Below are 16815 nucleotides of genomic sequence, written 5' to 3'. Positions count from 1 at the left end.
CCGGCAGTTTCCTGCGGGACAGTAGCGCAGGGTTCAGGTGACGCGACCCAACATCTGGGTCAGCATCTGTCCGGTGTAATCAGCGACTTCGGGCGTGATCGAGGCGCGGCCACCGCTGCCAGCACAGGCGAAACATGGGATCAGTTCACGACCGCGATACGGCTCTGATGCCTCCACGATATGCCCCTCTCCATTGCAGACGCGGCAGGCGTCTGGGCCGGTGACGGCGTCGTCGGAAAAGCTGCGCTGGTAGGCCTCGAACGCCTCGCGTTTGCGCGTCTCATCCTCCATAACGATGGCGCGGTATTCGTCGGTGAACCCGGTGAACTCGTGCCCATCATCGTCGCGCAACCAGTCGATGCGGAAATCTGCGGCGTTGTCGTCCATCATGCTGCCACCTCGCGAGACAGAATTGCGGTGGCGTCGATATGCCAGCGTGAGTGGCAGGCCGGGACCAGTTTTTGCGCGCGGGTCAGCAGCGATTGCAGCCTCGCAACCTCGTCCACCAGATCCGGCGCTGATGCCAGCAGCGGTACCAGGTCGGGCTGATGGACCATCGCAACGGTTTTGTCGCGGCTGTCGCTGATGAAATGATTTTCGGCCTCGCGGTCGTAGTAGAACGTCCAGCGCATCACAGCCCCTCCGATTTTTCGTCATCGAAGACCTCGCGAACGCGGACAGCGCCGACGCACGGTTTCGTGTAATATCCCGGAATGCTGCAGGGCATTTCAGTGCGACCGGGCACGATCCACCATTCACGCGGCTCGCGGTGTTCCTTCACGACGCGGAAGGCGATGATGGGCAGATCAGCCTCATCACTGAAATCGCAATATTTGCAGAGGGCCTCGTTGTGGGTAATTCCTTCTTCAAAATACACGATTTCCACAAGCGTCTCAGGATGAACCGGGCATTCCCCGCCATTCCAGCCATGCCAGCGCCCATCGTTGTAGTCGGTCATCACAGGCCCCCTTGAGCGAAGGCGACACAATCCGCCGCGTTCAGAGCCTCACAGCCCGTCAGCGTCCCGGCGTCCTGAAACAGCCACGGAATGACACGGCTGCCGATGTCGAATGCGCCCCAGATGGCGAACGCCCAGACGGCGGCGGCGAAGATCAGACCGCCGATCCAGATGGTGGCGTTGAGAGGGTCAATGCGGGTCATTTGCGGCCTCCTTTCGCCAGCGCGTCGGCTGCGATGTGAGCGGGGATGGCATGGTAGTCGTCCAGCGTGATGCTGTTGCGCACGTCCCACGGTGAGCGGGTCAGCTTGATGCTGTTCTGGCGCTCGTATTCGTCAGCCAGCGCGCGGTAGTATCGCGGATCGCGGCTGAGGGTTTCGCGGTCGATCAGGGTCATTACTCAATCCTCGACTGTTCGATTGCGCTGATGAGATCGGCACGGGCGGCACGGGCGGCGGCATCGGCGGCGGCATCGGCGGCGGCATCGGCGGAGGCATCGGCGGCGGCATCGGCGGAGGCATAGGCGGCGGCATCGGCGGAGGCACAGGCGGCGGCACGGGCGGTATAGGCGGCGGCACGGGCGGCACGGGCGGCGGCATCGGCGGCGGCATCGGCGGCGGCATCGGCGGCATAGGCGGCGGCATCGGCGGCGTCCATTTCTTCCGCCACATCATCACCTGCCAACTTTCGGCGCAGCAGATCGCTGATCCACTGGACAACCCGTTCGGCCTCTCGCCACCAATCTGCATCCACAGGATTGAGACGGAGAGACTTGAGCGCGCTATGTTCGCCTGTATCAATCCGGGAGATCAGGAACCGGGTGCGAGCTGCTTCGTGATCGAACGGCTCCGAGGCTGACATGGTCAGGTCCAGCGCGAATTGCGCTCGCGCCTTACCTTCATCGACAGCGCCGACTTGGGCGTCAAACAGCGACACATTGAGCGACGCCAGCCATTCCGGCCAGCCAGCAGTCACGCAATCACTCGTGCTGTCCGCGCCAGTGACGATGGCGCTCATCATGCATACGGTTTCGGTGCCATCGCCCCACGATCCAGCCTTGAGGATGCCAGCGTCGATGGCCGCTTGAATGCGAGCCGGGGCGTCGGGGAATGCAACGGAATGGTTCACTGAAATCTCCATCTCTTGAGGGACGCAGGCGGATCGGCGGGTGCTTCTTCGCGTCCTGCTATGAGATGAAGAATGGGGTAACTTTACCCCACTGTCAACCAGAAAAGGGTAAAATAACTCCATAAATGATTTCGGGCATATCTGCCTACTCCACCGCCCTTCCAGAATCACCCGCGTTCAGGGCATGCTCTGGCCATGGCCCGGACACCGCAGAAAAAAACCGACGACCTCGCATTCCCCGTGCGCGTTTTGCTACAAGGGCTGCCGGGCGGTTTCGCGAAGGATCTGGGGCCGGGACGCGATCCGCACATCTGGCTCAGCGAGACATACGGGCTGGGCAACGCAGAGTTCTACGGCTGGTCAACGGTCCACGAGCGGGACGGATACGCGCTCTACACGCGGTCACTGGCCGACGCGGTGCGGTTCCTGGAGGCGTTCCCGGAGTTCAAGCTGGCGGATGGGACGGAATCCATCGTCTACAATTCGCCGCATGTGACGAATGGGAGGCGGAACAGGCCGTACAAGATGCGGCGCTGGTAGGCATGAAAAAGCCCCGCTCGGGGCGGGGCTGGGGTTAGGCTGCTACTCGTGAGGCGGTGTCCGCCATCCTTCTTCGCACCATGTCAGCGATCTGCGGAAGGGCGCCTGTCACTTTCAGGCGGCCCTTTACCTCATCAAATGACATTCGGTCGAGAAGCGGAAGGAAGGCAGAATTCACGAATGATGTGGTGACGTAGATCACGCCGTGGAAATCGACATGCGCGACACCACGGTCCCGAATCTCGCGGTCCACCAGAGTAAGCAGGGCTTCCCCGTCCTCATTGGTGGCGCACCCCGAGAGGTGGTCTTTGACGTGAATTACCATATCATTTCCTCTTCTTGCGGGTTGAACTCTGGTATCGCATGGGTTGGCAGGATGATCTCGAACAATGTTCCAGTATAGCCGCTATTCCCAAATATAGGGTTAAGGTGCCGGATTTGTCCACCTGCAAGGGCTTGCAGCGCAGCGCCGCCGGAGTAGACGGTCATCATTCCGTTCAGCCCGATGCACACGTTGTTGAGTGTGAAGTCCAGCCCTGCGCCCCGGTTTTTGGGCGTGCTTTGACTGGTGAAGTTGGGGGCGAAAGCACGTTCTATTGCGGCAGCGCCCGTCAGGCCCGGCTCCACCGTTGCCACCGTCGCGGGGATGCCTCGACCGAAGTCGCCAACGGCTAGTTTCAGAGTGTCTATGTTTGGATACCACTGAGCGAATATGCTGCCGACTTGATGCGCGCTGTGGTCACGAATGTTATTGAAGATTTCGCTGATGCACGAGCCGAAGTGCCCAAGAGCCGCCGCAGATCGTCTTGAGCAATGCGATAGCCATGGCAGGAAGTCAGTTTGCACCCAACCGTGAGCGTCAATCGTTCGGATTTCCCTCAAACTTAGTGTTGTCGGTTGTTTCCGCGTGCCGACGAAAGCTTTTTGCTTTAGCACATCCTCAAAGAACCCTGCTCCATCAAGGAACATCAGGCCGGGACGCTGGACCGCATAATTTCGGTAGGCGACCCGACATCCCTGATGGATGAGGAAGCGAGTGAGGTTGTGGAGCATCACCACGCCTGACGGCTCAACAAACCCAACCCTCGCAAGGTCAAATATAACCATTTCTGGTGGGATTGTCACAATCAAGCCCGCTGAGTTCAGATCAACTACAACGCTTGGGTAGCTTAGCTGCCCAATTAGCGGGACAATAATTTCACTCACATCACCCCCACTCACTCATCCGCCAACAGCGCCGCCCTGATCGCATCCGCCACAGCCTGCGCCATCTCGGCAATCGCCGGGTCTGGATCGTCTGCCGCCTCGGCAAACCCCGCCGCCAGTTCCTCGCGCCCCTCAGGCGTTGACGCGATGCCCATGGCCATGCCGACCATCATGTGCGTGGCGGCGCGCTTGGTGGCGGCGAGTTCGGCTTCGAGTTGGGCTATGCGGTCTTTATCGTTCATCTCGGGACTCTCCAATTAGACACAACATCTAGATATTTCACCCCGTCAGCACAGCATCTCGGCAAAACTTGTCGTTTTAGACAGGTGCCAGAATCGGCGGGAGTTCGCCTATTGTTCTCGTGTAGGGTGAGGGAGACGTGGAATGGATGATGTAGATGAGTGGGTTGAAATGACATTCAAAGGGCTGAGTCCGGAAGGGCGGCAGGAGGTCATTCGCTACGCCGAGCAGCTTCTTCTGTCTGACGAAGGGCTTCAGCAAACGCCTGAACCTTCTCCCGACTTTCCTTGCTGAGTCCTCGAACAACCCCGCTGACCTTGGCTGCATCCTCTGCAATCTCGGTCGCGTCCTCGCCGATATCCTCAGGAATGTTTCCCGCATAAAAGTCGGACAATGACACACCGAAGAAATCGGCCACTTTCGTTGCTGCTTCGGCGTTGGGCGTCCGCGATTTGTTCTGACTTATGTTCTTCATAATGTCAGGAGATATGCCAGCCAGAATGGCGACATTACGCTTGGATTTCCCGCGCTTAGACACGCGCATTGCATGCTCAAGTGCTTCTTTAAACGACATTTCCATGGGGCAAATATACCCTATGGTCGTTGCGGCATGAATGGAGTAAATATGCTCTTGCTTTGTGGGGTATTTATACCCCATAATGTCACGCATGGAACAACTCATCTCAGACATTGAGGCTTACTGCGAGCGTGTCGGCATCACGCCACAGAAGCTGCTGCGTGACGCCATCAACGCCCAATGGGGCCAATGGCAGAAGTGGAAGATCGGCGAATCCAGCCCGACCATGAAGGTGGCCGACAGGCTCCGCGCCTTCATGGATGAAAACGGCGCTGTGCATAAATCTGGACGTGGGGATAGTTTCCCCTCACGTCAAGGGGCGCGGTAATGACATGGCCCCTCGCGCACATCGCTGTGGCCGCTGCGGCTCATGGGCAATCCGAGGCTTCGGACCGGCCCATGATCAGCAAGGGCCAACCGTCTGGGCCTGCGCCGCGCATGTCGATGCCGCATCAGATTGGCATCGCCAGCATTACGGAGGCTCGGGAACGGGCCTGCCGCCTCGCCAAGACCGGACCGAACCGGCGCTACCACCAAGGGCAGGCACAGGCGCTGACGATGCTGCTGCTCAATCTGACCTGTTCGGAGGGTAGGGCATGAGCCGCAAATCCCGTGAAAAGGGTGCTTCATTCGAGCGCGAGGTCGCAGGGCAATTGCATGACCGCCTCGGCATCACCTTCCGCCGCGATCTGGAACAATACCGCGCAGCCGAGCATGGCGACCTGATTGCCGACGATCCGGCCTTCCCGTTCGCTCTGGAATGCAAGCGCCATGCGACCGGCATCAGTTGTTTGGCCGCATGGAAGGTGCAGGCCGTTGCAGCCGCCACCGCCACCGGCAAGCGCCCGGCGGTGATCTTCCGGTTCGACCGCCAGCCGACCCGCGTTGCCATCCCCCTCAGCGCCCTGTGTGACGCATGGCCTGCCGATCAATGGGCCGAGGTCACGCTGGACGGCTTCTGCCTTCTGGCGCGCGAAATCATGGCCGAATGGCCTGCGTGGAAACCCAACGATTATCGCGATCTGCGTGACCGGATCGTGTCGGAGGCTGCGGAATAATGGCTGGCTTCATCACCATTGAGCGCGACCTGTGGGATCACCCGCTTTTCAAGCGCTCTGAGATGACCGAGCGCGAAGCATGGATGTGGATGCTGGCGCAGTCGGCGTGGGACGATACCCGCCACCGTGTAGGCTCTGAGATGATCGAGGTCCCGAGAGGATCGTTCGTCACCACGCTCCGCGAGATGCAGTCCGTTTTCATGTGGCGGTCTGACAAGCGCGTCAGGACGTTTCTGACCGTGCTCGAAAGGGAGGGCATGATCGGACGCACGACAGTGGGCTCGGCGAACGCACCAAAGACGCATGTAACTATATGTAATTACGACAAGTATCAGATAGACGGACGCACCAAAGACGCACCGGGGACGCACCGGGGACGCGCCGAAGACGCAGTAAAGAAAGAATATAACAATACAACAAGAGAGGAAGCTAAAGCTTCCTTGTCGGCACAGCCGACTTTGCCGGACCTCGCCCATGTCGATGAAATTTCGCAGGCTGTCTCGGCTTACAACGAAGCGGCCGAAGCTGTCGGGTGGTCAAAGGTTCAGAAGCTGAGCCGTGAGCGCCGGGGCAAACTGGCTGCCCGTCTCCGTGAAGCTGGAGGGATCGAGGGATGGCGGGTCGCCATGTCCAAGGCCCGCGCTTCGCCGCTCTGCACTGGCGACAATGAACGCGGATGGGTCGCAAGTTTCGACTTCCTCATCAGCAAAGAAAAATTCACCCGTTTGATGGAAGGGCAATACGATGACCGCAAATCTTCCCGTTCACAGCCTCGCGCCGCTGCCCAATCCGACGCCTTCCGCGACCTCATCAATGACGCCGCAGCAATGCGCAGAACATCGGGGGCGGATTGGCGTTGAGGTTCGGATCATCCTCAACGGATACTGGCAGCCTGACGAAAGCCCCGAGATGCAGAAGGCGGTCCTCGCTCACTGGCTGGACGCGCTGGAGGACTGGCCGCTGGATCAGGTTCGTGGCGCTCTGATCGCGTGGCAGATGGACAATCCGAACCGCCGCCCGAACCCCGGCCACATCGTGCAGATGCTGAAAAAACGCCGTGGCGAGCAATACGCCCAGAAGCTGGCCGCGCTGCCGAAGCCTGCGGAAGCGCAGCCGGTCGTCACCGAGGAAGCCCGCCAGCGCAATCTGGAAGTCGTCTCTCAGCTTTTCCCGACCATCGCCAAGCGCATGCCCGAGGTGAAGGAATGATGCTCCCCCGCTTCATCGACGCACCGCGTCCAGCCGACATGGCCAGCGCTGCCATCGACTGCGTGGCGCTGGAAACCGGCGTATCGCGCGATGCCATTCTCAGCGACAGCAAGGAGCCGATGATCGCCCATGCTCGCCAGCGCGCACAGGCCCGGCTCTACGATGACGGCATGCGGATGAACGAGATTGCCCGGCAATTCTGCTGCCATCCGTCATCGGTGCGTCACGCTATCCACGCAGTCGCCAAGCGCAAATCGGAGGCATCGGCATGACCCAGAACCGCACCGCCGCACCGTCCGCCAAGCCCCTGTTCCGCGCCATCAGCGGCAAGGCCAAGCGTGCGCCTGCTGCCGCTCCGATGTTCGCGGACCTGCCGGAACAGGCCAAGCCGCAACCTACCGCCACACGCCGCGCTGAAGATTTCTACCCCACCGGCCAGCCCGAGGCGATCCGGGCGCTGCTTGCCTATGACGGCCAGCGAATCTGGGATAGCGGGGGCGTGTGGGAACCCGCCTGCGGCGACGGCGCTCTTGTGCGCGAGATCCGCGCACTGGGCCTCAAATGCGCCGCGTCGGACCTGATTGATCGGGGCTGCCCCGACAGCACGGTGGCGGACTTCTACAGCGCGACCCACAGTCCGGCTGGTGCGATCATCACGAATCCGCCCTTTTGCGAGATCAACGCGCGCGACGGCAGGGGCCGCTGGCTGCGTCATACTCTCGATCTACCGGGCTGGGATTATCTGGCGCTGCTGCTGTCGTGGGACTGGCCTGCCGCCCGCGCCAACGGACTAGGCGAGCTGCTGGACCGTCACCCGTTCAGCTGGTGCTACCTGATGCGCTGGAAGCTGGACTTCACCGGCGAGGGAAGCCCACCGCAGCGCAATGCCTGGTTCGTCTGGGACCGGCGCGATCCGCGCGGGCGGGCGCAGGGCAAGGCCGACCCGGATTTTCGGTGGATGGACAGGATCGATGCACGACAGGAGGTTTTGCTATGATGGATCGTCTCGCCCCCTACATGGCCCCCGGCGTCTCTCTGCAAGACGCGATCCGCGAGGCTTGGCTGGCCAGCATCCCCGAGGAACTGCGCCCACAGCGGCAGGATCTGCGCATGGCTGGCGGTGCCTGCGAAAGCGCCCGGCAGAGACGCGATGAACGCGCAGCCGAGGTCAGCCGACTGCGCATCGAGGGCCTGCATGTGCATCAGATCGCAGATCGCATCGGAGTGAGCGAGGGGACCGTAAAACGCATCATCCGCGAGCATGACATCCCGGCACCGATCAGGACCAAAAACACAGAGCGCGATGAGCAGATCGTGGCGCTGGTTCGTCAGGGCCTGTCCTACAGCCAGGTCGCGAGAATGATGGGCTGCGCCAGAACCACGGTGAGCCGCGCATGGAATGGGAGGGCAGCATGACACCGCACGAAATCGAGGGGATGCGCAATCTCTGGCAGTCGGTGGCCGTCATGGCGCTGAAAGACCACCACCGCCGCATCAGCGCCGCGCGCCGCGGTCATTCCGCCGTCATCGACAGCGTCCGCCACATCGTATGCAGCGAGGCCCGCGAGATCGAGCAGGCCCGCATGTATTTCAACAGCCCGGACTGGCGCGAGGTCTGCGATCTGGCAGGCATCGGCTACCGGCCCGACATGGCGATGGCGTTTGTCACCGGCGGCGCGGCGTCCATCGTGGCAGCCCGGCAAAAGATCGTGGAGGCCGCAGCATGACCTACCTATGGCGCGACCAGCTATACGACACCCAGCGCGAGGTAGCAGAGGCGGCTGGCGTCCATAAAAATACGGTCCGAAATCATCTGGAGCGGTATGGCCATCTGGAAATGCTGGGCAGCCCTATCCGGCCCAATCGCAAAATCGACCGCGAGCGCGAGATATTTGCCATGAGAGATGCGGGGGTGTCCCTGTCGGAGATCGGCAGGCGCGTCGGGGTCTGTCAGCAGCGTGTCAGTCAGATCATCGTGAGGGCAGAGGCATGAGGCCGCAGACCCCAGCCGAGCGACTCGCCACGCTGCTTTACATCGCAGCCGTGGATGAGCGGGAAGCCGCAGCCCGTCAGCACCAGCCTGAATTCGCGGAATGGCTGCTGGAATGCGCCGCCCGCGCCCGTGCCGAGGCAGCATCAATCGACACCACGCCAGAACAGGGGAGGCTCGCGATATGATCCGCACACTCGTATTCAGCAATGCCGACGCGACACCGAAAAACACGACGATCCGTTGCGACACAGCATCGGTGCCTGACATCATGGCGTGGTATGGCGCGTATTGCGCAGGAGACCGCTACACCGTGGCGCTGGACGGTCGGAATGTGCGCATCGACGGCAACGGCGAGCCGGTGGGGGACCTGCCATGACGGACAAACCCGACCCGCCGACGACCACCCGCCGCAAAGACCGCAGCCTGAAAGAGCAGGCGCGGCTGGAAAAACGCAAGGCCCGCAGGGCGAGGAAGCAGGCAGACCACAAGCTAACGAGGGACAAGCAATGAAGGCGCGGACAAAAGCACGGAAGCTGGCAGACAAGCGCAACCGCAATGCGTCAGACGCCGAAATGCCCGGTCTGGCACCCATCCCCAGACGAGAGAGGAACGGCCAGCCATCCCGCCGAGGGAAGGCGCGCAGCCCTGATATCGAGACCCTGAAAGCGAGGTGCATCCAGATGGGGAAAGAAATCACGCCAGCAAATATCAGAGAGATGCGCGCGCCGTGGTGGGGCTGCACCGCAGGCAGGGTGATTGGTCGGGAGATCATGGACGAAACCACGCGCAAAGACCTGTGGTCGGCTATCGTCCATATGCGCCGGGTGGTCACGTCACATGACGCCGCCATCGGCGCGCCTCGCCGCCACGCCGTCTGCCTGCGCCTTCTGGCCCCGATGGACGCAATGGAGGCAGACGCAGAGACGCCGCCCGCCGACACACGCAGCGATGCCGACAAACAGCGGCAGGCGACGTCAGCCCTGATGCGGATAGAGGGGTGGCTGGGCTACACCGACAAGACCGCCGCCAGTGAGGCAAAGCGGGTTGTCCTGGATGATGCCATCTGCGTGGACACTGCCGGGCTGATATCGGCTCTGCGCTGTGTGTCTGATGGGATCAAGGGAAAACGCATGCAATATAGAGGCAGGCTATAAGGCGCTTGACAATATCCATGATGTCGCTATGGTGATTTTTATAAGATCGGGACGGGCGTATGCGAAAGCTGCGCCTTTTCTCACTTCCGCTCTTTGGTGGATGTGATGCCAAGTTGCAGACCCTCACGGGCAGGTGGGTGCAAATCCCATCCGTCACATCCTCCTGAGCGCGGATCACGCGGAACAGAGCCAACGCAACAGCGGCAACCGTGCCACCGGCCATGTGACGACATGGTGTTGCTTGCCGATCGTGGCTGAGGCCCGCGCTCACATCGTATCCGGCTCTGCGCGGATTGATCACCGCAAGTATCCGGGCTTGAAGTCCACGTTCAGAGCGTGGCCGGTGGGATGGCCTCCACCGCCTGTCATCCGCCAAGCCTGTAGGCAGGCACAGCCCGGCGTCGCTAACGCGGTGGCCGGGTCATTCATTCAAGGAGGGCATCGGGATGCAGGGATGGATTTGCCCTAAATGCGGCGGCGGCAACGCGCCAAGCGTCACGAGATGCCCGTGCGTTCCGATGAAGATGATGCCATACCCCGGCGTCCCGGTCACAAACTGGCCGTATTCGCTTTCTTCGGGGTGCGGATCAGCTGATGGAGTTCCCGGCTCGGTAGCGTGGGGTTCTACAATCAATCAATTCTGTGCGGGTCACTCGCTTACGGTAAGATCTACAGATCCCTGATCTTTCAGGTTCCGAATTGCCCTGTCGTGGATTTCAACGGCATCCTTTTCAGAGATTCCCAGATCAGAGCAAGCCTGAAGAATGGCTCGCGAAATAGCTTCACGAAGCGGTTCGGAATTAACGCTGATATTATCGCTCATCGCCATACCCTTTCAAAGCTGAAACCCCATCTCAGCACAGGCCGGTGATTCTGGCAAACCATCCCGCTCACATCAGCAGCAAGTCTGACAGCGGAGACTTGAATAACAATCAAGGAAATCAAGATGGCAAAGGGTCATGGAGGCGCGCGCCCCGGCGCAGGCCGTAGGCCGGGCGCTGTCGCAAAGGCCAAGATGGACATAGCAGAGCGGGCCAAGACGCACGGAGAGGCCGCGCTGTCGGCGTTGGTTGATGTCATGCAGGATGCAGAGGCTCCGCATAGCGCCAGGGTGTCCGCCGCGAATGCCATTCTGGATCGAGGATTTGGCAGGCCGCACCAGTCTCTCGGTCTGGCAGATGCTGATGGTGGCCCGTTGCAGGTAATCATCCGGCGATATGGCGACGATTGATCTGCCGAACGGCTGGGCGCCTCGGCCATATCAGCGCCCGCTGTGGGATTATCTGGAGAAGGGCGGCAAGCGCGCTATCGGCATATGGCACCGACGAGCAGGTAAAGACGACCTGATGCTGCACCGTGCTGCTGTCGCTGCATTTGAGAGGCCCGCGACATACTGGCATTGCCTGCCTGAATATGCGCAGGCGCGGAAAGCCATCTGGAACGCGGTCAACCCCCACACGGGCATCAGGCGGATAGACGAGGCGTTTCCTAACGCCATCAGGGACGGCATCAACGATAACGAGATGTTCATTCGCTTCAAGAACGGGGCGACATGGCAGGTGATCGGGTCAGACCGCTATAACAGCCTCGTGGGGGCTGGTGTTGCCGGGGTCACGTTTTCCGAGTGGGCGCTCTGCAATCCGGCGTCGTGGGGCTTCATCAGTCCGATGATGCGAGAGAATGACGGCTGGGCTGCGTTTATCACAACCCCTAGGGGGCGAAACCACGCCCACGCCCTGTTCAACATGGCGCAGGATAACCCTGACTGGTTCGCTGAGCGCCTGAGCGTTGAGCATACGCGGGCATATGAGGGCGCGGAGTTAGAGGAAATCCGGCTGACGGATTACATCGCCCTGTTCGGCGAGGATATCGGGCAGGCTCAATTCGAGCAGGAATACCTGTGCAGTTTCAACGCTGCCATCCTCGGCGCATTCTACGCCCGCGAGATGGTGGCGGTTCGCAACGAGGGGCGGATCGATCCGACGCTGGAGGCCATCCCCGGCAGGCCCGTGCATCGCGCATGGGACATCGGGGTGCGGGACGATACCAGCATCTGGTGGTTTCAGGTCGCAGGCGGTCAGGTGTTCGTGCTGGACTGCTACAGCGCCAGCGGGGCTGGGGTTGATCACTACGCTGAGGTGATCGCCAAGCGCCGCGATGAGCACGGCTGGCAGGACGGCATTGATTTCGTGCCGCATGATGCCAAAGTCAAGGAATGGGGAAGCGGGCGGACGCGCGTCGAGACGATGAGAGGTCTTGGCCTGCATCCTCAGCTAGTGACGAACGCAGGATTGCTGGACGGCATCAACGCGGTGCGCCAGACGCTGCCACGCTGCGTGTTCCACAGCCGGTGCGAGGATGTAGGCCTGTCCGCGCTGGAGCAATACAGACGCGAGTGGGACGACGACAAAAAGGCATTCAAGGCCAACCCGTTGCATGACTGGACGAGCCACCTAGCGGATAGTTTTCGCTACCTGTCGCTGGCATGGCGCACGGTGCCGTCAACTGCATTCCTGCGCCCCCACATCGCAGAAACCACCGCCGCCCGTGTCCGCATGGTGCCGCCGACGCTCAACAAGAGCGGGAGAATTAGCCTATGACCGACATTGACGACATCGACGAGCCGTCCCGGTCGGCTGAATGGCTGGAAATGATCGAGGATGCCGAGCGGTATTTCGACGGATGGCAGGGCAAGGCCGACAATATCGACCGGCTGTATTCCGATCTGGAGCGGATGGCAGGGGCTGCGCGTGATCGGCAGTTTGCGCTGTTCTGGTCCAACATCCAGGTCATGCTTCCCGCGATCTATGCCCGGTCGCCAATCCCGGTTGTCACGCCGAAATTCAAGGACCGCCGCCCGCTGTATCGCACGGCGTCTGAGTTCCTCGAACGCGGCTGCGTGGTCAGTTTCGACATGGCCGATATCGACGGGACCATGCAGGCACTGCGCGATGATCTGGCGATTGTCGGGCGTGGGGCCGCGTGGGTGCGCTACGAGGACGACGACAACGGCGAGCGTGTTTGCTACGAGCATGTTGACCGGCGCGATTTCCTGCACGAGCCTGCGCGCCGCTGGTGCGATGTGTCATGGGTTGCCCGGCGTGGCTGGCTGACCCGCAGGGAGATGCGCGAGCGTTTCGGCGCAGAGGCTGCCGCGAATGCCAGCTATTCGACGCGACCCGGTGAGGGACAGGTCGTCACAGGTGCCACGGATCACCGCGAGAAATGCGGGGTCTGGGAGATCTGGCACAAACCCGGCAATCGCGTCGTCTGGGTCAGCGAGGGCGTCGAGACGGTGCTGGAGGACGCCGAGCCGCATTTGACGCTGGAGGGGTTCTTTCCGTGCCCCGAGCCTGCATATTCGACTGTGCAGCGGCGCACACTCATCCCCGTGCCGGATATGGTCTATTACAAGGATCAGTTGGAGGAAATTAACGACCTTACGTCCCGCATGCATGGTCTAGGCAAGGCGCTGGTTCTAAAGGGATTTTACGCAGCGGGCGGTGAGATTGGTGACGCCATCGAGGCGGCGATGAGCCTGCAGGACGATGGCAAAATCATGGTGCCGGTGTCGTCTCTGGCGGCATTCGGCAGCGGCAGCGACGGGATTGTATGGCTGCCGATCGATCAGGTGGCGCAGACCATCCTCGCCTGCGCTGAATTGCGCCGTCAGTTGATCGATGACGTGTATCAGATCGTCGGCCTGTCCGACATCATGCGCGGTCAGACGCAGGCTGATGAGACGTATGGCGCGCAGCGGATCAAACAGCAGAATGGTTCGGCGCGGGTCCGCGACAAACAGCAGGCGCTGGTCCGCATTGCGCGGGATCTGGTTCGCCTCGGCGCGGAAATCATGGCCGAGGATTTCGACCAGGACACGCTGATCGATATGGCGCAGATGGACCTGCCGACTGATGCTGACGTGAAAAAACAGGTCGCGGCGCTGGAGAAGCAGGCCAAGGACGAACTGGAGGGTTTTGCCGAGCAGGCGGAACAGGCTGTCCAGCAGGGTCAGGCGGACCCGCAGCAGCTACAGGCGCAGCAGCAGGAAATCCTAGCCAAATGGGCACCGCAGATCCGTCAGGCTGGTGATCAGGTCACGATTGATCAGGTCATGGAGTTTTTGCAGGACGAGAAGCTTCGGCCTTTCGTGCTGGATATCGAGACGGACAGCACGATCTATCCCGACGAGGCCGAGGAAAAGGCCAGCCGGGCCGAGTTCATGCAGGTATTCATGGGGTCGATGGCGGGGCTTGCACCTATGGCGCAGATGGGTCCTGAGGCGCTGGCGCTGGCTGGAGCGACGATCAAATTCGCTCTGGCCCCGTATCGTGTGGGTCGAGAACTTGAGGGCCTGATTGATGATTTCGTGGATAGCGCGCCGCAGATCGCCGACCGCATGGGTCAGCAAGGCGAAGGCGAAGATGAAGGTCTGGCTGCCGCCCAGATGAAGCTGGCAGAGGCGGAAATGGCCAAGGTCCAGTCGCAGACCGAGGCTAATCAGGCGAATGCGCAGTTGAAGATGCAGGAGTTGCAGCTAAAGGCGGCAGAGGCGCAAGAGAAGGCCAGCCAGTCGCAGCAGGAATTCGCGCTGTCCGTTCAGGATGCGGAAGGCAAGATCGCCAAGACGCAGGCGGATATCGAGAAGATCCACGCGGAAATCATGCTTGCCGAGCAAAAGCTGGGGCTGGAAGCACAGCGAGAGGAACGCGAGGACATCAAGACCGCGGTCGATATCGAGATGCGCAGCGCCGATCAGGCAATGGCTGCGCAGGACCGGCAGACCGAGGCTCAGTTCCGGGCGCGAGGCGAGGAACGGGCTGACCGACAGCAGCAGATAGCCGAGAGGCAGCCGCCGAAATGACCCGCCAGACAGACCACACCAACCCCGCCCCGCGCGGGGCTTTTTGCATTGAGGTGACGTATGGCCATGCATAAATCGCTGCGGTTCACGCGTCTGGGCATGCCCTACCGACTGTCGGTCGAGGTCGCGAAAGAGATCGACGAGGCGGATGGCTCCGAGGCGCTTGCGATTGCCGAGCGCGCCAAGCTGGCCGCTGGCGTCACCCCGTTCGACTTCGGAGCAACCGGCGTCGGGGACGATGGCCCCGCCATTCAGGCGGCTCTGGACTTTCTGGACGATCAAGGCGGCGGGACGCTTTGGCTGCCTGCGCTCGGATGGGCGTGGAATACGGGCCAGACGCTGCTGCTTGGGACCAAGACCTCGATCAGGGGTCACGCGGGACGGGCGGTTATCCGGGCGCTGGATAGCCTGACCGGCAACGTTCTGGAGACGCGGGACTGGGCTACGCTTTCCGCCAACGGCAACAGCGCGGCGGGAGGCTCACAGGGCTTCGTCCTCGATGATCTGGAGATTGACGCGAACCAATCGGGCCGCGGCGGTTTCAGCGATGTGGCAGGCGATGGCGTCTGCATCTACGGTCGGGATTTCCTGCTGCGTAATTTTTACGTTCGCAATGCGCCTCGGCATGGCCTGCGCTGCTATTACATGAATGTCGGCGGGTCGGGGACCAGCCCGTATAACGCCAACCTTGAGGGCGTTTTTATCGACGTATGCGGCGGGCATGGGATTGACTGGCAAATTAGCGACAGCAACTGGTCAAACATCAACATCGCCAGCCCGTCGCAGGCGGCTGATAACACCTTCGACGCCGCGCACATCACCAAGCTGGTGCGCTGGTCCAATGGCGCGATCTGGCGCAAGGGCATCCATACGAATTGCCACCGCTACGGCATCGGCGTGGTCGCAGGCGGCGGCGGGTCGTATTTCGGCGTCAACGTCGAGACTGCCAAGACGGCGGGCGTTTTCAATGCTGGCGACCGCAACCGCTTTTCGGTCTATGTCTATAACCAGATCGACGGGGCTTATGTCCGCAACGAGGGCTACTACAACCTGTTCGACGTGGTGTGTCAGCCGGGCGGCCTTGGGTCAACCACTATCCCAATTGTGAGCAACTCTGGTGATAAGAGCGAATTCACCGTGTCGGCTACTGGTGGCCTGACACCGTTTGATTTCGATGGCGGGAACTACAACAAATATTTTGCCACCGTATTCATCGGCAATGGAAACCCTGCCTACACCGGCACGGTCGGAACGCAGGACCGCGTTGAAATGACCGTAGATCGCGGCGGAGCGGGAACGGATCAGATCACGATCATTCCGGGAGAAGTGACCGGAACAGCCGTCGAGAGCAACCCCGACGACAGCACCGAAGGTCGGCTGATGAAGATCGGGCACGGGGCCATGACGGGCCAGAGACTGCCGCCTCAAGTCGCGAACATAGACACGATGGCCAACGCACATCGCCGCGTCAGGACCGCCCTCAGTGCGACCGGAAACCCCATCGCCAACCAAGGATGGGTGATCGAGAACATCTATACCGGAGAAACCGTCTCCACCCAGATCGCATATTGCAACACCTTCAACGGGCGCAACCGCATGGCGATCCGGCACCGCAACACGACCGGAAATGCGTGGACGACTTGGATGTTCCTCGCCACGCAGCAGGCGACGACGACAGCGGCCCGCCCAACCAACGCCCAGCTTGGCGAACTTAGTTTCGACATGACGATTGGTAGGCCGATCTGGTGGGACGGCTCCGGGTGGTTAGAGCCTTCGCACCCGGACAACATCCAGATCGGGGCCATCACGGCTGCCAATTTCAGCTTCGCGGGCGGATCGCTGACGGAGGCGCTACAGGCGCTCGCCGACGCGATCCCGTCGTGACGTA

29 protein-coding genes are annotated in these 16815 nt (G+C 61.2%); 18 read left to right on the top strand and 11 right to left on the bottom strand.

Going from position 1 to position 16815, the window contains the following annotated elements; all coding sequences use genetic code 11:
- Nucleotides 1-33: 33 nt before the first annotated feature.
- Genes JHW40_RS13845 through JHW40_RS13820 form a run of 6 tightly spaced genes read right to left on the bottom strand, consistent with a single transcriptional unit; the run spans nt 34 to nt 2086 of the window.
- Nucleotides 34-390: a hypothetical protein gene (locus JHW40_RS13845; RefSeq protein WP_139208128.1), complete on the bottom strand. Its 357-nt coding sequence runs from the start codon at nt 388-390 to the stop codon at nt 34-36.
- Nucleotides 387-632 carry a hypothetical protein gene (locus tag JHW40_RS13840; protein WP_090611288.1) on the bottom strand — a complete coding sequence of 82 codons (246 nt, stop codon included), beginning with the start codon at nt 630-632 and terminating at the stop codon, nt 387-389. Before JHW40_RS13840 ends, JHW40_RS13845 begins: the two co-directional genes overlap by 4 nt.
- Nucleotides 632-958, bottom strand: coding sequence for a hypothetical protein (locus JHW40_RS13835; protein ID WP_090611289.1), 327 nt, complete (start codon nt 956-958; stop codon nt 632-634). The genes JHW40_RS13840 and JHW40_RS13835 overlap by 1 nt, the downstream gene beginning before the upstream one ends.
- Nucleotides 958-1161, bottom strand: a complete 204-nt coding sequence (locus tag JHW40_RS13830; RefSeq protein WP_090611290.1) for a hypothetical protein — start codon at nt 1159-1161, stop codon at nt 958-960. The genes JHW40_RS13835 and JHW40_RS13830 overlap by 1 nt, the downstream gene beginning before the upstream one ends.
- A complete protein-coding gene (locus JHW40_RS13825) occupies nt 1158-1355 on the bottom strand; it encodes a hypothetical protein (protein ID WP_090611291.1) in 198 nt (65 codons plus the stop codon). The genes JHW40_RS13830 and JHW40_RS13825 overlap by 4 nt, the downstream gene beginning before the upstream one ends.
- Entirely contained in the window at nt 1355-2086 is a 732-nt protein-coding gene (locus JHW40_RS13820) for a hypothetical protein (protein ID WP_170851774.1), read from the bottom strand. Before JHW40_RS13820 ends, JHW40_RS13825 begins: the two co-directional genes overlap by 1 nt.
- A gap of 195 nt (nt 2087-2281) precedes the next feature.
- Here JHW40_RS13820 and JHW40_RS13815 point away from each other — a divergent pair, with 195 nt between their 5' ends.
- Entirely contained in the window at nt 2282-2626 is a 345-nt protein-coding gene (locus JHW40_RS13815; protein WP_090611292.1) for a hypothetical protein, read from the top strand.
- A gap of 34 nt (nt 2627-2660) precedes the next feature.
- Here JHW40_RS13815 and JHW40_RS13810 read toward each other — a convergent pair whose 3' ends face one another.
- The 4 genes from JHW40_RS13810 to JHW40_RS13795 form a co-directional block, all read right to left on the bottom strand.
- Nucleotides 2661-2951 (bottom strand): STAS-like domain-containing protein, encoded by a 291-nt coding sequence (locus JHW40_RS13810; RefSeq protein WP_090611293.1) that lies wholly within the window; start codon nt 2949-2951, stop codon nt 2661-2663.
- Nucleotides 2945-3832: a sensor histidine kinase gene (locus JHW40_RS13805; protein ID WP_139208129.1), complete on the bottom strand. Its 888-nt coding sequence runs from the start codon at nt 3830-3832 to the stop codon at nt 2945-2947. Before JHW40_RS13805 ends, JHW40_RS13810 begins: the two co-directional genes overlap by 7 nt.
- Before the next feature lie 11 nt (nt 3833-3843).
- A complete protein-coding gene (locus JHW40_RS13800; RefSeq protein ID WP_139208130.1) occupies nt 3844-4074 on the bottom strand; it encodes a hypothetical protein in 231 nt (76 codons plus the stop codon).
- Nucleotides 4075-4283: 209 nt separating this feature from the next.
- Nucleotides 4284-4742 carry a helix-turn-helix domain-containing protein gene (locus JHW40_RS13795; protein ID WP_090611296.1) on the bottom strand — a complete coding sequence of 153 codons (459 nt, stop codon included), beginning with the start codon at nt 4740-4742 and terminating at the stop codon, nt 4284-4286.
- Between JHW40_RS13795 and JHW40_RS13790 the strand changes: the two genes are divergently transcribed.
- From JHW40_RS13790 to JHW40_RS13725, 14 genes are all read left to right on the top strand, one after another.
- Nucleotides 4741-4977: a hypothetical protein gene (locus JHW40_RS13790; RefSeq protein WP_090611297.1), complete on the top strand. Its 237-nt coding sequence runs from the start codon at nt 4741-4743 to the stop codon at nt 4975-4977. The two genes, JHW40_RS13795 and JHW40_RS13790, sit on opposite strands and share 2 nt — an antisense overlap.
- A 71-nt stretch (nt 4978-5048) precedes the next feature.
- Nucleotides 5049-5249 (top strand): hypothetical protein, encoded by a 201-nt coding sequence (locus JHW40_RS13785; protein WP_139208131.1) that lies wholly within the window; start codon nt 5049-5051, stop codon nt 5247-5249.
- Complete coding sequence (locus JHW40_RS13780) at nt 5246-5707, top strand: putative PDDEXK endonuclease (protein ID WP_090611299.1); 462 nt, start codon at nt 5246-5248, stop codon at nt 5705-5707. Before JHW40_RS13785 ends, JHW40_RS13780 begins: the two co-directional genes overlap by 4 nt.
- Nucleotides 5707-6567: a hypothetical protein gene (locus tag JHW40_RS13775; RefSeq protein ID WP_090611300.1), complete on the top strand. Its 861-nt coding sequence runs from the start codon at nt 5707-5709 to the stop codon at nt 6565-6567. The genes JHW40_RS13780 and JHW40_RS13775 overlap by 1 nt, the downstream gene beginning before the upstream one ends.
- A gap of 49 nt (nt 6568-6616) precedes the next feature.
- Complete coding sequence (locus JHW40_RS13770) at nt 6617-6916, top strand: hypothetical protein (protein ID WP_090611301.1); 300 nt, start codon at nt 6617-6619, stop codon at nt 6914-6916.
- Complete coding sequence (locus JHW40_RS13765; protein ID WP_090611302.1) at nt 6913-7188, top strand: helix-turn-helix domain-containing protein; 276 nt, start codon at nt 6913-6915, stop codon at nt 7186-7188. Before JHW40_RS13770 ends, JHW40_RS13765 begins: the two co-directional genes overlap by 4 nt.
- The gene (locus JHW40_RS13760) at nt 7185-7913 is read left to right on the top strand and encodes a hypothetical protein (protein ID WP_090611303.1); all 729 of its coding nucleotides are present in this window, start codon (nt 7185-7187) and stop codon (nt 7911-7913) included. The genes JHW40_RS13765 and JHW40_RS13760 overlap by 4 nt, the downstream gene beginning before the upstream one ends.
- Nucleotides 7910-8332: a helix-turn-helix domain-containing protein gene (locus JHW40_RS13755; RefSeq protein ID WP_090611304.1), complete on the top strand. Its 423-nt coding sequence runs from the start codon at nt 7910-7912 to the stop codon at nt 8330-8332. The genes JHW40_RS13760 and JHW40_RS13755 overlap by 4 nt, the downstream gene beginning before the upstream one ends.
- The gene (locus JHW40_RS13750; RefSeq protein WP_170851775.1) at nt 8329-8643 is read left to right on the top strand and encodes a hypothetical protein; all 315 of its coding nucleotides are present in this window, start codon (nt 8329-8331) and stop codon (nt 8641-8643) included. The genes JHW40_RS13755 and JHW40_RS13750 overlap by 4 nt, the downstream gene beginning before the upstream one ends.
- Complete coding sequence (locus JHW40_RS13745) at nt 8640-8909, top strand: sigma factor-like helix-turn-helix DNA-binding protein (protein ID WP_170851776.1); 270 nt, start codon at nt 8640-8642, stop codon at nt 8907-8909. The genes JHW40_RS13750 and JHW40_RS13745 overlap by 4 nt, the downstream gene beginning before the upstream one ends.
- A complete protein-coding gene (locus JHW40_RS13740; RefSeq protein ID WP_090611306.1) occupies nt 8906-9094 on the top strand; it encodes a hypothetical protein in 189 nt (62 codons plus the stop codon). Before JHW40_RS13745 ends, JHW40_RS13740 begins: the two co-directional genes overlap by 4 nt.
- Nucleotides 9091-9285: a hypothetical protein gene (locus JHW40_RS13735; RefSeq protein ID WP_090611307.1), complete on the top strand. Its 195-nt coding sequence runs from the start codon at nt 9091-9093 to the stop codon at nt 9283-9285. The genes JHW40_RS13740 and JHW40_RS13735 overlap by 4 nt, the downstream gene beginning before the upstream one ends.
- On the top strand, nt 9282-9419 hold the full coding sequence (locus tag JHW40_RS13730; RefSeq protein ID WP_170851777.1) for a hypothetical protein: 138 nt from the start codon (nt 9282-9284) through the stop codon (nt 9417-9419). Before JHW40_RS13735 ends, JHW40_RS13730 begins: the two co-directional genes overlap by 4 nt.
- Nucleotides 9416-10063 carry a hypothetical protein gene (locus tag JHW40_RS13725; RefSeq protein ID WP_090611308.1) on the top strand — a complete coding sequence of 216 codons (648 nt, stop codon included), beginning with the start codon at nt 9416-9418 and terminating at the stop codon, nt 10061-10063. Before JHW40_RS13730 ends, JHW40_RS13725 begins: the two co-directional genes overlap by 4 nt.
- A 649-nt stretch (nt 10064-10712) precedes the next feature.
- On the opposite strand, the gene JHW40_RS13720 is transcribed toward JHW40_RS13725, so the two are convergent.
- A complete protein-coding gene (locus JHW40_RS13720; protein ID WP_170851778.1) occupies nt 10713-10886 on the bottom strand; it encodes a hypothetical protein in 174 nt (57 codons plus the stop codon).
- A gap of 394 nt (nt 10887-11280) precedes the next feature.
- Between JHW40_RS13720 and JHW40_RS13715 the strand changes: the two genes are divergently transcribed.
- From JHW40_RS13715 to JHW40_RS13705, 3 genes are all read left to right on the top strand, one after another.
- Complete coding sequence (locus JHW40_RS13715) at nt 11281-12663, top strand: hypothetical protein (protein ID WP_139208132.1); 1383 nt, start codon at nt 11281-11283, stop codon at nt 12661-12663.
- Complete coding sequence (locus tag JHW40_RS13710; protein ID WP_090611311.1) at nt 12660-14927, top strand: hypothetical protein; 2268 nt, start codon at nt 12660-12662, stop codon at nt 14925-14927. The genes JHW40_RS13715 and JHW40_RS13710 overlap by 4 nt, the downstream gene beginning before the upstream one ends.
- A 66-nt stretch (nt 14928-14993) precedes the next feature.
- Nucleotides 14994-16811: a hypothetical protein gene (locus tag JHW40_RS13705; protein ID WP_139208133.1), complete on the top strand. Its 1818-nt coding sequence runs from the start codon at nt 14994-14996 to the stop codon at nt 16809-16811.
- Nucleotides 16812-16815: the final 4 nt, after the last annotated feature.

Origin of the sequence: Paracoccus alcaliphilus (assembly GCF_028553725.1) — a bacterium.
Taxonomy (GTDB): Bacteria; Pseudomonadota; Alphaproteobacteria; order Rhodobacterales; family Rhodobacteraceae; genus Paracoccus; species Paracoccus alcaliphilus.
Note: the sequence above shows the minus strand (reverse complement) of the source record. Positions and strands in the feature narration are given on the sequence as shown.

Bases quoted from the DNA above. Each gene is read 5' to 3' on its own strand.
- JHW40_RS13800 (WP_139208130.1), bottom strand. From the start codon at position 4,074: ATGAACGATAAAGACCGCATAGCCCAACTCGAAGCCGAACTCGCCGCC.
- JHW40_RS13750 (WP_170851775.1), top strand. From the start codon at position 8,329: ATGACACCGCACGAAATCGAGGGGATGCGCAATCTCTGGCAGTCGGTG.
- JHW40_RS13815 (WP_090611292.1), top strand. From the start codon at position 2,282: ATGGCCCGGACACCGCAGAAAAAAACCGACGACCTCGCATTCCCCGTG.
- JHW40_RS13755 (WP_090611304.1), top strand. From the start codon at position 7,910: ATGATGGATCGTCTCGCCCCCTACATGGCCCCCGGCGTCTCTCTGCAA.
- JHW40_RS13765 (WP_090611302.1), top strand. From the start codon at position 6,913: ATGATGCTCCCCCGCTTCATCGACGCACCGCGTCCAGCCGACATGGCC.
- JHW40_RS13715 (WP_139208132.1), top strand. From the start codon at position 11,281: ATGGCGACGATTGATCTGCCGAACGGCTGGGCGCCTCGGCCATATCAG.
- JHW40_RS13710 (WP_090611311.1), top strand. From the start codon at position 12,660: ATGACCGACATTGACGACATCGACGAGCCGTCCCGGTCGGCTGAATGG.
- JHW40_RS13770 (WP_090611301.1), top strand. From the start codon at position 6,617: ATGCAGAAGGCGGTCCTCGCTCACTGGCTGGACGCGCTGGAGGACTGG.
- JHW40_RS13795 (WP_090611296.1), bottom strand. From the start codon at position 4,742: ATGCGTGACATTATGGGGTATAAATACCCCACAAAGCAAGAGCATATT.
- JHW40_RS13830 (WP_090611290.1), bottom strand. From the start codon at position 1,161: ATGACCCGCATTGACCCTCTCAACGCCACCATCTGGATCGGCGGTCTG.
- JHW40_RS13735 (WP_090611307.1), top strand. From the start codon at position 9,091: ATGATCCGCACACTCGTATTCAGCAATGCCGACGCGACACCGAAAAAC.
- JHW40_RS13745 (WP_170851776.1), top strand. From the start codon at position 8,640: ATGACCTACCTATGGCGCGACCAGCTATACGACACCCAGCGCGAGGTA.
- JHW40_RS13825 (WP_090611291.1), bottom strand. From the start codon at position 1,355: ATGACCCTGATCGACCGCGAAACCCTCAGCCGCGATCCGCGATACTAC.
- JHW40_RS13720 (WP_170851778.1), bottom strand. From the start codon at position 10,886: ATGAGCGATAATATCAGCGTTAATTCCGAACCGCTTCGTGAAGCTATT.
- JHW40_RS13835 (WP_090611289.1), bottom strand. From the start codon at position 958: ATGACCGACTACAACGATGGGCGCTGGCATGGCTGGAATGGCGGGGAA.
- JHW40_RS13705 (WP_139208133.1), top strand. From the start codon at position 14,994: ATGCATAAATCGCTGCGGTTCACGCGTCTGGGCATGCCCTACCGACTG.
- JHW40_RS13810 (WP_090611293.1), bottom strand. From the start codon at position 2,951: ATGGTAATTCACGTCAAAGACCACCTCTCGGGGTGCGCCACCAATGAG.
- JHW40_RS13760 (WP_090611303.1), top strand. From the start codon at position 7,185: ATGACCCAGAACCGCACCGCCGCACCGTCCGCCAAGCCCCTGTTCCGC.
- JHW40_RS13775 (WP_090611300.1), top strand. From the start codon at position 5,707: ATGGCTGGCTTCATCACCATTGAGCGCGACCTGTGGGATCACCCGCTT.
- JHW40_RS13845 (WP_139208128.1), bottom strand. From the start codon at position 390: ATGATGGACGACAACGCCGCAGATTTCCGCATCGACTGGTTGCGCGAC.
- JHW40_RS13790 (WP_090611297.1), top strand. From the start codon at position 4,741: ATGGAACAACTCATCTCAGACATTGAGGCTTACTGCGAGCGTGTCGGC.
- JHW40_RS13780 (WP_090611299.1), top strand. From the start codon at position 5,246: ATGAGCCGCAAATCCCGTGAAAAGGGTGCTTCATTCGAGCGCGAGGTC.
- JHW40_RS13840 (WP_090611288.1), bottom strand. From the start codon at position 632: ATGCGCTGGACGTTCTACTACGACCGCGAGGCCGAAAATCATTTCATC.
- JHW40_RS13740 (WP_090611306.1), top strand. From the start codon at position 8,906: ATGAGGCCGCAGACCCCAGCCGAGCGACTCGCCACGCTGCTTTACATC.
- JHW40_RS13730 (WP_170851777.1), top strand. From the start codon at position 9,282: ATGACGGACAAACCCGACCCGCCGACGACCACCCGCCGCAAAGACCGC.
- JHW40_RS13725 (WP_090611308.1), top strand. From the start codon at position 9,416: ATGAAGGCGCGGACAAAAGCACGGAAGCTGGCAGACAAGCGCAACCGC.
- JHW40_RS13785 (WP_139208131.1), top strand. From the start codon at position 5,049: ATGATCAGCAAGGGCCAACCGTCTGGGCCTGCGCCGCGCATGTCGATG.